Genomic DNA, 12,202 nt, shown 5'->3' on the forward strand with positions numbered 1-12,202 from the left:
GCTTTCGGCTTTTAAACGGGTGGAAATTTATGGCCAAAGAATTCAGTCGTACCCAGCGTATCGGCGACCAGATGCAGCGCGAGTTGGCGCTACTCATCCAGCGAGAAATCAAAGATCCGCGGCTGGGCCTGGTTACGATCACCGCTGTCGACGTCAGTCGCGATCTGTCCCATGCAAAGATCTTCATCACGATCATGGGTCAGGATGACGACCAGGAAGCGGTCAAGGGCAATCTACGCATTCTCAACGACGCTGCCGGGTTCCTTCGCATGCAGCTCGGCAAGAGCATGAAGCTGCGCGCTGTTCCGCAACTGCATTTCAACTACGACGCGAGCATTCGTCGCGGTGTCGAGCTGAGCTCGTTGATCGAGCGTGCGGTAGCCGAAGATCGCAAGCACAGCGACGAGCGCGGGGAATAAGCGTGGCACAGGTCAAGCGTATACGCCGTAACGTCAGCGGCATCATCCTGCTCGACAAGCCGCGTGGGTTTACCTCCAATGCTGCGTTGCAGAAAGTTCGCTGGTTGCTGAATGCAGAGAAGGCCGGGCATACCGGAAGTCTCGACCCGCTCGCCACAGGGGTGTTGCCGTTGTGTTTTGGCGAGGCTACCAAGTTCTCGCAGTACCTGCTGGATGCCGACAAGGCTTACGAGACCGTCATGCAGCTGGGTGTCACCACGACCACCGCCGATGCCGAAGGTGAAGTCCTGGAGCGCAAGCCGGTAGAGGTCACCATCGAGCAGCTGGAGGCGCTGTTGCCGCAGTTTCGCGGGAGCATCCTGCAGGTGCCCCCGATGTATTCGGCACTCAAGCGAGACGGCCAGCCGCTATACAAATTGGCACGTGCTGGAGAAGTGGTGGAGCGCGAGCCGCGTTCTGTTAACATTGCGCGCCTGGAGTTGCTCTCGCTCGACGGCGATAAGGCGAGACTGGCTGTTGCATGCAGCAAAGGCACCTATATCCGTACGTTGGTCGAAGACATTGGCCACTTGCTCGGCTGCGGTGCGCATGTCGCCGAGCTACGGCGAACCCAGGCCGGCCCGTTCGACCTGACGCAGACGGTAACGCTCGAAACATTGGAGCAGTTGCACGGCGAGGGTGGTGCCGAAGCTCTGGATGGTCTTCTGCAGCCGGTGGATAGCGGGCTCGAGCATTGGCCTTTATTGCAGCTCTCCGAGCACAGCGCTTATTACTGGCTGCATGGGCAACCGGTGCGGGCGCCTGAAGCACCCAAGTACGGGATGGTTCGTGTACAGGATCACACTGCTCGCTTCATCGGTATTGGTGAAGTGAGCGAAGACGGGCGCATCGCGCCGCGTCGACTGATTCGGTCGGAATGACCGATGCGCTCGCTGCTTCGGCAGTGGCGTTTCAAGGGTGGCTGTCGGCAGGCACGGTCAATCCTTTTATTAACACGGGACATGTCCCGGCCTGTTCACAATAGGAGCCCATCATGGCACTTAGCGTTGAAGAAAAAGCTCAGATCGTTAGCGAGTACCAGCAAGCTGAAGGTGATACCGGTTCGCCGGAAGTGCAGGTTGCCCTGCTGACCACCAACATCAACAAGCTGCAAGGTCACTTCAAAGCCAACGGTAAAGATCACCACTCGCGTCGTGGTTTGATCCGTATGGTTAACCAGCGCCGCAAGCTGCTGGATTACCTGAAGGGCAAGGACACTACTCGTTACAGCACCCTGATCGGTCGTCTGGGTCTGCGTCGCTAAGCGATGCTGGTGCGAAGCTGAATGCCAAAGCTGGAAGTGGGGCTCGCCCTGCTTCCAGCTTTTGCCTTTCAGAGCTACATCTTTGGACAACATCCGGGTTCGATACCCTGCATTGCCCAAGAATTCGAGTAAGGCGCTTCGCGCGAGGCATGGCCCGCGAGGTGTGAGAAACGTTTCCCCCAAGGCAACATAGAGAAGGAACCACCGTGAACCCGGTAATCAAGAAATTTCAATTCGGTCAGTCGACCGTAACCCTCGAAACGGGCCGTATCGCCCGTCAAGCCAGTGGCGCCGTACTGGTCACCGTCGATGACGACGTAGCCGTTCTGGTCGCCGTCACCGGTGCTAAAACTGCTGATCCGAGCAAAGGCTTTTTCCCGCTTTCGGTCCACTACCAGGAAAAAACCTACGCTGCCGGTAAAATTCCAGGCGGTTTCTTCAAGCGTGAAGCGCGTCCTTCCGAGAAGGAAACCCTGACCTCGCGCCTGATCGACCGTCCGATCCGCCCGCTCTTCCCGGAAGGCTTCCAGAACGAAGTCCAGGTCATCTGCACCGTCGTATCGACGAGCAAGAAGACCGATCCGGACATCGCTGCGATGATCGGTACTTCCGCCGCGCTGGCGATTTCCGGCATTCCGTTCAACGGCCCGATCGGCGCTGCCCGTGTCGCTTTCCATCCGGAAACCGGCTACCTGCTGAACCCGACCTACGAACAGCTCAAGGCTTCGAGCCTGGACATGGTCGTTGCCGGTACTAAAGACGCCGTACTGATGGTCGAATCCGAAGCCAAAGAGCTGACCGAAGACCAGATGCTGGGCGCGGTGCTCTTTGCTCACGACGAGTTCCAGGTGGTAGTCCAGGCTGTTGCCGAGTTGGCGGCCGAAGCGGGCAAGCCGGTCTGGGATTGGCAGCCTAAGGCTGAAAACACTCAGCTGCTCAGCGCCATTCGTAGCGAATTCGGCGAGGCCATCTCTCAGGCCTACACCATCACCATCAAGCAGGACCGCTATGCGCGCCTGGGTGAGCTGAAAGACCAGGTCGTTGCCAAGTTCTCCGGTGAAGAAGGCCAACCGTCTGCTGGCGAAGTCAAAGAAGCCTTCGGCGAAATCGAATACCGCACCGTTCGCGAAAACATCGTCAACGGCAAGCCGCGTATCGATGGTCGTGACACCCGCACTGTGCGTGGTCTGAGTATCGAAGTCGGCGTGCTCGACAAGACCCACGGCTCGGCGCTGTTCACCCGTGGTGAAACCCAGGCGCTGGTCATTGCCACGCTCGGTACTGCCCGTGACGCGCAGTTGCTCGACACCCTGGAAGGCGAGAAGAAAGATCCCTTCATGCTGCACTACAACTTCCCACCTTACTCGGTGGGCGAGTGTGGTCGCATGGGTGCGACTGGTCGCCGCGAAATCGGCCACGGGCGTCTGGCCCGTCGTTCGGTTGCTGCCATGCTGCCGAGCGCTGACGAGTTCCCGTACACCATCCGCGTTGTCTCGGAGATCACCGAGTCGAACGGTTCCAGTTCCATGGCCTCGGTCTGCGGCGCTTCCCTGGCTCTGATGGACGCCGGTGTGCCGATGAAGGCGCCGGTTGCCGGTATCGCCATGGGCCTGGTCAAGGAAGGCGACAAGTTTGCCGTCCTGACCGACATCCTTGGTGATGAAGATCACCTGGGTGACATGGACTTCAAGGTTGCCGGTACTGCAAAAGGCGTTACTGCGCTGCAGATGGACATCAAGATCCAGGGCATCACCGAGGAGATCATGGAGATCGCACTCGGCCAGGCTCTGGAAGCGCGTCAGAACATCCTCGGTCAGATGAACCAGGTCATCGCTCAGTCGCGTACCGAGCTTTCGGCCAACGCACCGACCATGATCGCGATGAAGATCGATCAGGATAAAATCCGCGACGTCATCGGCAAGGGCGGCGCCACCATCCGCAGCATCTGCGAAGAAACCAAGGCCTCGATCGACATCGAGGATGACGGCTCGATCAAGATCTTCGGTGAAACCAAGGAGGCTGCTGAGGCCGCCAGGCAGCGCGTTCTCGGCATCACCGCCGAGGCCGAGATCGGCAAGATCTATGTTGGCAAGGTCGAGCGCATCGTCGACTTCGGTGCCTTCGTCAACATCCTGCCTGGCAAGGACGGCCTGGTGCACATCTCGATGTTGAGCGATCAGCGTGTCGAGAAGGTCACCGACGTGTTGAAGGAAGGTCAGGAAGTGAAAGTACTGGTACTGGACGTGGACAACCGCGGCCGTATCAAGCTGTCCATCAAGGACGTTGCCGCTGCGGAAGCTTCTGGCGTCTGAGCGATCCTGCGTAGCTGACAGAAAGGGCCTTCGGGCCCTTTTTGTTTGGCTGCAGTTATTGCGCGTTTGCCTGCGTAAGCTTGCAAGATGCACGCAACGGTACGGCCAAGCATGCATAGTGCAAGTGACCTGTTAAAAGCCTAACTCATAAGTGATTGTTTTATAACGATAAAAATAATGGCGGTAGTTGGCACACCGCTTGCGCTGTTATCTGTGCATCTGGGGCCGGAGACATGCCCCAGAAACCATGAGAACAGGAGTGACATCTATGAAGACTACTCAGACCCTTACCGCTGCCGCCATTGCCGCTGCTCTTAGCCTGCCATTTGCTGGCGCCGCGCTGGCTGATAACACCCCTGCCATCGATAAGACCGACACCGTGATGTTGGCCGCCAACACCATGGACGACGCCGGTGATGCCGCTTCCGATACTTGGATCACCACCAAGGTGAAGTCCACGCTGCTGGCTGAAGGTGCCACCCCAGGCATGGACATCGAAGTGGAAACCAAGGATGGCGTTGTTTCGCTGTCCGGGACCGTAGCTACCGAGGCTGAAAAAGAGGCCGCTATTGCCAAGGCCAAAGGTATCAAAGGCGTTCGCAACGTTGCTGCCGACGGCCTGAAAACTGCAGATTGATACAGTTCTTTCCCGCTAGTTAGTGGTGGGACGGAGCATAAAAAAACCCCGCTTTAGCGGGGTTTTTTATGGGCTAGTTGCCGCGCTGGCTATCGATCTGCCGCAACCGATTACCTTCGAAGCGCAAGAAGTGGAGCATTCCATGGTTCGGCCCATAGACCCACTCCTCGACCGAAACCTCCTGCCGATAGCCGTAATCGTCGATGATTTCCTTGTAGCCCACCATTGCACTGGTGACCGGCTCCCCGCACTTGCTGCGCACCTCTGCCGTAGTGGCGTCAAGACTTACCAGGCGGCTGTTGCAACGATAGGTGGAGGCCGCCTCGGCATGCAGACTGCTCAGTGACACAACAAGCAGTAGGCTGGTTAGGTGACGATTCATCTACTGACTCCCTGTGTTCAGTTGGCTCTGCGGGTTTCGATTCGAACCAGGCGGTTCCCTTCGAATGTCAGGATGCTGAGCATCCCGTTTTGAGGGCCGTACACCCATTCTTCCAGGGCGAACTCTTGGCGGTCGTTGCGGCTCAGGGTGTACCCAACCAGATCGCGGTGTTGTGGCACACCGCATTTGCGTTCGACTTCAAAGGTTCGATCGCCCGTTGTGACCAGTTGGCTGCCGCAGCGCATGGTGTCGGCGTGGGCGCTGGTGAAGGCCGCCAATAACAAGCACGCGCTTAGATATCTTGTCGCTGTCATCAGTCACTCCCTAGGTGTAGTACGGTCGCTACCTTGCCGTCACTCGCCTGTTCCGCCGTGCCGGTGTCCAACAGATAGACCCGCTCGGAATTCAGACCTGCCTCGACCAGATAACCCTTTATCGCGCCGGCACGCTCACGACTGAGGCGGCGCAACAATGCTGCGTTGTCAGCCCAGGAAGCGAGCACGGCCTGGCGCATCTGCTGGGCGCGCTGTTCGGTATCGAGTCCGGCCCACTCGCTTGGCGGTTGCCGGCCAAGCCGACTGCGGTAGATACCTTCGAGTAATGGTCCCGTATCGCTGTCTTCGATCTGGATCTGACCTGGGTCCGCCGGAACCTTGTCACCGCGGCGCTGGAGAATGCGGTACTGGGTTTCGCGAAGCTCCTGTTGCAAACGCTGCTCGGCGACCAACGGGCCGTCGACTTCGCTTGAGCTCATGCCCTCAACCTCAAGACGCAGCCCTGGGCGCTCCTTTAGCGCCGATGCCAGTGTGTCCAGCGACTTGCGTGCTTCACTATCCAGATCGCTGCTGGCCGGGCGGAAGCCGATGTGGCTGAGGTCTGTATCGCCACCGCCAGCCAGGCCCGCGATGAACTTGAAGGGCGCTTGCGCAGCACGTACCACGAGGTTGCGCAGCGTCTGCCAGACGATCGGCATGACGCTGAACTGCGGGTCGTTCAGGTCGCCTTGTACCGGCAGCTCAATGGAGATGGTGCCCTTGCTGTCCTTCAGCAAGGCCACCGCCAGGCGCACAGGTAGATCCACCGCGTCCGGGCTGTCGACCCTCTCGCCAAGCTGCAGCTGCTCCAGAACCACCTTGTTCTTTGCGTTCAAACGGCCTTGCTCGATCCGGTAGTGCAGATCCAGATTGAGGCGGCCCTTGCGGATCCGGTAGCCGGCAAACTTGCCGGAATAGGGTGTCAGCGTAGTCAGTTCTACCTGTCGGAAACTGGTCGCGATGTCCAGGCTCTGCAACGGGTCGAACGGTGTCAGGCTGCCCTTGATGCTGACTGGGGCGTACTGATCCACCTTGCCGGCGATGTTCACCGAGGCAGCCTTCTGTGCACGGTTGTCCAGCGTACCGATATCGCCGTTGAGCGACTGGATTGCCGTAACGAAAGGTGGACGCAGGCTGAAGTCGGCGAAGTTCGCCGAGCCGTTGGCTATGTTGATTCCGCCGATGCGAATGGCCAGCGGGTCGGCCTCCGGCGACTGCTTTTTTTCCGCGGCGCTTGTCGGGTCGCTGCGCTCGACCAGCAGATCGTTGATGTTGGTGCTTAGGTCCGGATTAATGATGAAACGGGCGTACGGCTGAGTCAGGTCGATACGGTCGATTGCGAGACTGCTCGGGTGGCGATAGTCCAGGCCGCTGAGTTGCAGCCGTTGCCATTTGACGAAGTCGCGGTTGTTTATCGTGTCGAGCGTATGCAGTTGCGTTGCGTCGACGCTGCCGCGCACGCTGAACGCCAACGGCTCGGTGTCCTGCAGCTCGATATTCAATTCGCTGGCCAGCATTCCGCTGCGCAGCTCAAGGTGGACCAGCGGGCTGAGGTAGGCCTGAGCGAGGCGCAGATCGATGTCCCGAGTGGCCACGGCCAGTTTGCCACTCATGGGCTTCAGCTGCAGTTGGCCGTTGGCCTGGACGGCACCTTGTTTGCCGAGGCCGGTGTCCAGTTTGAGAGAGAAGGGACTGGTGCCGAGGCTGTCGAAGTCGCTGATGTCGAGATTCAGCGGACCCAACGCCAGTTCGACGTCGTCGTCCGGAACGCGGTCGGCCAGATGCACCCGATAGTCGCGTAGCTGTGCGTCGCGCAGCAGCAATTGCCAGGTTTCGCTGGCAGGCTGGGTTTCTTCCACTGCGGCTGCCCCGGCGGCATCCGCTTTATCCGGAGTGGAGGCGAACAGTTTCTGCCAGTCCAGCTCGCCGTCGGCTTCCCGGGCGGCCCAGGTTTCCAAGTTGCGGCTGCGCAGCTTGCCGATGGTGACCCGCTGCTTGGCGAGGTCCAGCGCGGCTTCGCTCAGTTCGAGTCGTTCCAGGCGGACCAGCTTGCGCCCGTCCGGGCTATCGAGTGCCAGCTGCCCCAATGTCGCGCTGGCGTCGTCCAGCAATAACGTGAAGCCTTTATGGAGATCGAGGCGATAGCTCGTGCTGAGTTCGAGGCTGCCGTCCTTGAGCACCAACGGTGCGGCGTCGCGGACGTAGGGCCAGAGGTCCTTAAGCTGCAGTTTGCTGACTTGCAGCTTACCGCGGGAGGTCAACGGCTGCAGGTTGAGGTCGCCCTGCCAATCGATGCGCCCGCCACTTGGCCCGCTGGCAGTAAGGCGCGCATCGGCGTTGCCATCACTGCGAGTGGCCAGGTTGTGCAGTTCGAAGTCCAGCGAGTCGTATATCAGGACGATCGGCTCGCTCGGCCGCTTATCCTCGAATCCGAGGTGTCCGTGTGCGAGCTGCAGTCGGTCGATGCGCAGCGGAAAGATTTCGCCGTCTTCGCTGGTTGTTGGCTCCGCCTCAGGCGCCTTGAACAGCTGGTTGAGGTTGAGCGTGCCATCCTGGGTGAAGCGCGCTTCGACATGCGGCGCCCACAGTTCGACCGCCGCCAGATGCAAGGTGCGCTGCCAAAGGCTATCCCATTGCAGGTCGAGGAACAGCCGCTCGAAGGCTAGCTGACGATCGTCCTGCTCGCCGATGTGCAAGTCGAACAGCGAAAGCTCAAGGCTGAACGGGTTGAATTCGATACGTTGCAGGCTCGCCGGTACGGTTGCATAGACCGCCAGCTGTTGATTGACGATGCGTTGGGCGATACCCGGCAGAATCAGGAAGCCAAGCAGGCTGTAGCAGATCAGCGCGAGCGCCACGCCGGTGAACGCACGCTTCATTCCTTTGGGCATGACCGGAAGTATTCCTGGCGGATGGATGCCTTGGAGTATGGCACGGGCATGCGGTTCCCCGAATCGAGCGACGCGGGCAATGCGCTCAGAGCCGCAGAATCAGAGTCTTTAGTGGTGCCAGCCCATCGTGGGACGGAAAGTCGGCAGCCGGTGCCAGCGCCTGCCATTCGCGTACCGGCCTGCCGGCTTTCTCGGCGCAGCGCAGGACCTGGCTCCGCCAGTCATCCATAGATACCTTCGCCAGGTTGTTGCAACAGATCAGCACGCCCCCTTCGGCGGTGGCCAGCAACGCCGGTTTGAGCAGGCTTTGGTAGTCGCGCAGCAGATCCACCGTGCCGAACGCACTGCGTGCCCAGGCGGGCGGGTCGAGCAACACCAGGTCGAACTGGCGTTGCGCCAGGCGCGGGTAATCCGGGAGCGCGCGTCCGCGGCGCGCGCTGATCGGCAGCCCGGCCAGCTGGCGGATGGCCGGAAAGTAGTCGGACTGGACAAAATGCATCGGCGGCAAAGACGGATTCAGCTCGCCGTTTTCCCGTCCCACTGCCAGGTTGCGCTCGGCAAAATCGACATTCCAGACTTCCGCCGCGCCGCCTGCAGCAGCGCACAGCCCGACGCCACAGGTATAGGAGAACAGGTTGAGCACCGACTTGCCGGCGCTGTGCTGCTTAACCCAACCGCGGGCGTTGCGCAGATCGAGAAACAACAGCGGATCCTGCCCGCTGTGGCGCCCGCGTATGCGATAGCGCAGGCTCCACTCATGGGCGATCTGATCTTCGAGCGCAGCGTCGTCTGGCTGATGACCCGCAACGCTGCGATCGATGCGCGAGTTGCTTTGCGAGCGGTCGTTGTAGATGAGTTGCAGCGGTTGCCCGAGAAATTCGCCGGCCTCGTCATGGATAGTCTGCAACGACAGCGCATCGAGTGACTGGTGAAAGCTCTGCACCATCAGTTGCGGCCCGTAGCGATCGACCGTCAGACCGGCTGCGCCTTCCTGGCTGCCATGGAACAGCCGATAGCAATCAGTGCCCTGTAGCTGCAGCTCGTCGAGCAGCGGGCGACGGGCTTCGAAGGCGGCGCGCAGCGCCTGGTCTAGAGAGGGCATGCGCGGCGACTCGAAATAGGAGGGCGCGCAGTTTACCAAGAAACGCTTCGACAGTCGGGCGATGCTAGCGTGGCGGCAGGCCCATACGCCGGCGTGCGCGATGCACTGAGCCGCTGCGTACGGCCCAGCGCAATACCGGTGCGGTACTGCGCACGCCAGCGCGGATCAGCTGGCGTCGGTTGTCGCTCAATGAAAGGCCAAGCATCGCCGGAGCCCATTCAGGCATGAGCTCGACACCGGCGTGCAGCATCAGCGTCCCGAACGGCCGGAGCAGCGGGCTCGGCGCCGGGGCGGTACGCAGTATCTGCAAGATCTCCAGTGCGCGTTCGTCGCTACGCAGCTGAGGTCGGAGTCGTTCCAGGTAAGCCGCGATCTGCGCGCGTGAGCGTGGCACATCCTTGGCGCCGAGGCGCTCGGCTATCAGCGCGACTTCATCGTAATAGCGATCCTGCTCGGCCGCGGAGAGGGAAGGGTTGAGGTAACGCAGGTGCGATTTGAGAAAGCTGCTGACTTCCGCGACATGGACCCAGGTCAGCAGATCCGGGTCGGAAGCGGCATAGGGGCGGCCATCCGGCGCCGTACCGGTCACGCCGGCGTGGATCCGCTGGACCCGCTCGATCAACCGGTCGGCGTCGGCCTGGCTACCGAAGGTTGTCGCGGAGATGAACTGGCCGGTGCGCCGCAGCCGGCCGAGCAGGTCCTGGCGAAAGTTGGAGTGATCCCACACGCCGGCTAGCGCCAGAGGATGCAGCGCCTGTAGCAGCAACGCGGAGATTCCGCCGACCATCATCGAGGTGAAATCGCCGTGCACCCGCCAACAGACCGACTCCGGCCCGAACAGGCCAGGGTCGCCCGGCGGATGCTCGTAATCCACGCCACCGATCGCCAGGCCGGTGAGGCTGAGCACGCGGGTTTCGATCTGACGGCGGATGAATTCCATGGTAATGGCGCTGCTGGCTTCTGAAGCAGGCGATGTTACCTGAGGAGGCGGTCGTTGCCTGCGGTTGCGCTAAGGTTCGGACCAGGGGCGAGGCTTGGGTAGGCGTGACCGGACAGCAGCGCGCCGTCCGGTCAGGTGGCGCTGTCAGCCGCGATGACGGCCGCGGAAGAAGTCGATCAGACCTTGGGTGGAGGCATCTTCTGCCGGAGCGGCATCGAAGCGGGTCATCTGGTTATAGACGGCCTTGCCCAGGTCCTTGCCAAGTTCCACGCCCCACTGATCGAAGGAGTTGATTCCCCAGATCACGCCTTGGACGAAGACCTTGTGCTCGTATAGCGCGATCAACGCGCCGAGACGGCCGGGGCTGATGGTTTCCATGACCACGGTATTGCTCGGCCGGTTGCCCGGAATCACCTTGTGCGGCGCAAGACGCTGAACCTCGGCTTCGCTCAGACCCTTGGCACGCAGTTCAGCCTCGGCTTCCTCGCGCGTCTTGCCGCGCATCAGCGCCTGGCTTTGCGACAGGCAGTTGGCGTAGAGCCACTCGTGGTGATCGGCGACGGGGTTGTGGCTGACCACCGGGACAATGAAATCCGCCGGAATCAGCGGTGTGCCTTGGTGCAGCAACTGATGATAGGCGTGCTGGCCGTTGGCGCCGACACCGCCCCAGATCACTGGGCCGGTGGTGCAGGAAACCGGTGTGCCGTCCTGGCGCACGCTCTTGCCGTTGGACTCCATGTCCATCTGCTGCAGGTGTTTGACGAAGTTGCGCAGGTAATGGTCGTAGGGCAGGAAGGCGTAGCTCTCAGCGCCCCAGAAGTTGTGGTACCAAATGCCCAGCATTGCCAGCAGAACCGGCATGTTGTTCTCGAACGGTTCGCTGAGGAAATGCTGGTCCATGCTGTAAGCGCCGGAGAGCAGGTCCTTGAAGTTGGACATGCCGATGGCGAGCGCGATGGGCAGGCCGATCGCCGACCACAGCGAGTAACGGCCACCGACCCAATCCCACATCGGGAAGATGTTCTTTTCGCGGATGCCGAATTCCATGGCCGCCTGCTTGTTGCTGGTCACCGCGATGAAATGACGGTAGAGCTTCTCCTCGGTGCCACCCTTGCCCAGGTACCAGTTGCGCGCGGCTTGGGCGTTCTTCAGCGTCTCCAGCGTGCCGAAGGTCTTGCTGGAGATGATGAACAGGGTGGTTTCAACGTTCAGCTTGGCGGTTACTTCGCGAAATTCGCTGCCGTCGATGTTCGCCAGGTAATGCGTGCGCACGCCGTGCTGGGTGAACGGCAGCAGCGCCTCGGAGACCAGCTGCGGACCGAGGAAGGAGCCGCCGATGCCGATGTTCACCACGTCGGTGATGGTCTTGTCGCTAAAGCCGCGCCACAGATTGTTGTGGATGCGGGTGACGATATCGGTCATCTGCGCCAGGGCGGTGTGCACGTCGCGGATTATGTTCTTGCCGTCGACCATCACCGATTCGCCCATGGGACGGCGCAGTGCGGTGTGCAATACCGGGCGATTCTCCGAGCCGTTGATCCTCTCGCCTTCGAACATCGCATGGGCTGCCTGCTCAACGCCGGCCTCGCGTGCGAGGTTCACCAGCAGGGTGCGGGTTTCAGGAGTGATCAGGTTCTTCGAATAGTCGAGAAACAGACCGCTGCAGGAAACCGACAGATCATCGAAGCGTGTCGGGTCGGCCTTGAATGCTTCGCGCATGCTGAAGTTCTGCATGGCCAGGCGGTGTTCTTCCAAGGCCTTCCAGGACGGCAGACCGGTGACATCGAGCGGATGCTGGTAGTAGCTCATGGTGATGCGGCTTCCTTTGCTTTGACAGGCCGCTGAATCCTTGCGGTTAGTGCACATCGCGGCGCGCAATGGCCGCGACAGGATTCAGTGATA

11 protein-coding genes are annotated in these 12,202 nt (G+C 60.7%); 5 read left to right on the forward strand and 6 right to left on the reverse strand.

Translation table 11 applies throughout. From position 1 onward, the window contains the following. Positions 1 to 29: 29 nt before the first annotated feature. The 5 genes from rbfA to SM130_RS04195 all read left to right on the forward strand — a co-directional run bounded on the left by rbfA (position 30) and on the right by SM130_RS04195 (position 4,671). On the forward strand, positions 30 to 419 hold the full coding sequence (gene rbfA / locus SM130_RS04175) for a 30S ribosome-binding factor RbfA (protein WP_102824553.1): 390 nt from the start codon (positions 30 to 32) through the stop codon (positions 417 to 419). Positions 420 to 421: 2 nt separating this feature from the next. Continuing rightward, positions 422 to 1,339, forward strand: a complete 918-nt coding sequence (truB, locus tag SM130_RS04180) for a tRNA pseudouridine(55) synthase TruB (protein ID WP_102824554.1) — start codon at positions 422 to 424, stop codon at positions 1,337 to 1,339. 113 nt (positions 1,340 to 1,452) lie between these two features. Further along, a complete protein-coding gene (rpsO, locus tag SM130_RS04185; RefSeq protein WP_045429687.1) occupies positions 1,453 to 1,722 on the forward strand; it encodes a 30S ribosomal protein S15 in 270 nt (89 codons plus the stop codon). Positions 1,723 to 1,928: 206 nt separating this feature from the next. Next, complete coding sequence (gene pnp, locus SM130_RS04190) at positions 1,929 to 4,034, forward strand: polyribonucleotide nucleotidyltransferase (RefSeq protein WP_102824555.1); 2,106 nt, start codon at positions 1,929 to 1,931, stop codon at positions 4,032 to 4,034. A 268-nt stretch (positions 4,035 to 4,302) separates the two neighbouring features. After that, entirely contained in the window at positions 4,303 to 4,671 is a 369-nt protein-coding gene (locus SM130_RS04195; protein ID WP_102824556.1) for a BON domain-containing protein, read from the forward strand. Between the two features lie 73 nt (positions 4,672 to 4,744). On the opposite strand, the gene SM130_RS04200 is transcribed toward SM130_RS04195, so the two are convergent. From SM130_RS04200 to pgi, 6 genes are all read right to left on the reverse strand, one after another. After that, positions 4,745 to 5,053, reverse strand: coding sequence for a DUF2845 domain-containing protein (locus SM130_RS04200; protein WP_102824557.1), 309 nt, complete (start codon positions 5,051 to 5,053; stop codon positions 4,745 to 4,747). 17 nt (positions 5,054 to 5,070) lie between these two features. Next, positions 5,071 to 5,367 carry a DUF2845 domain-containing protein gene (locus SM130_RS04205; RefSeq protein WP_102824558.1) on the reverse strand — a complete coding sequence of 99 codons (297 nt, stop codon included), beginning with the start codon at positions 5,365 to 5,367 and terminating at the stop codon, positions 5,071 to 5,073. Continuing rightward, complete coding sequence (locus SM130_RS04210) at positions 5,367 to 8,258, reverse strand: DUF748 domain-containing protein (RefSeq protein WP_102824559.1); 2,892 nt, start codon at positions 8,256 to 8,258, stop codon at positions 5,367 to 5,369. Before SM130_RS04210 ends, SM130_RS04205 begins: the two co-directional genes overlap by 1 nt. A gap of 85 nt (positions 8,259 to 8,343) precedes the next feature. Further along, a complete protein-coding gene (locus tag SM130_RS04215; protein ID WP_102824560.1) occupies positions 8,344 to 9,360 on the reverse strand; it encodes a class I SAM-dependent rRNA methyltransferase in 1,017 nt (338 codons plus the stop codon). A 64-nt stretch (positions 9,361 to 9,424) separates the two neighbouring features. Then, positions 9,425 to 10,300, reverse strand: a complete 876-nt coding sequence (locus SM130_RS04220; protein ID WP_102824561.1) for an oxygenase MpaB family protein — start codon at positions 10,298 to 10,300, stop codon at positions 9,425 to 9,427. A 144-nt stretch (positions 10,301 to 10,444) separates the two neighbouring features. Continuing rightward, positions 10,445 to 12,109 carry a glucose-6-phosphate isomerase gene (gene pgi / locus SM130_RS04225; protein ID WP_102824562.1) on the reverse strand — a complete coding sequence of 555 codons (1,665 nt, stop codon included), beginning with the start codon at positions 12,107 to 12,109 and terminating at the stop codon, positions 10,445 to 10,447. Between the last annotated feature and the right edge of the window lie 93 nt (positions 12,110 to 12,202).

The sequence above is a fragment of the Stutzerimonas stutzeri genome (assembly GCF_038561965.1).
GTDB classification, from domain to species: domain Bacteria; phylum Pseudomonadota; class Gammaproteobacteria; order Pseudomonadales; family Pseudomonadaceae; genus Stutzerimonas; species Stutzerimonas stutzeri_AA.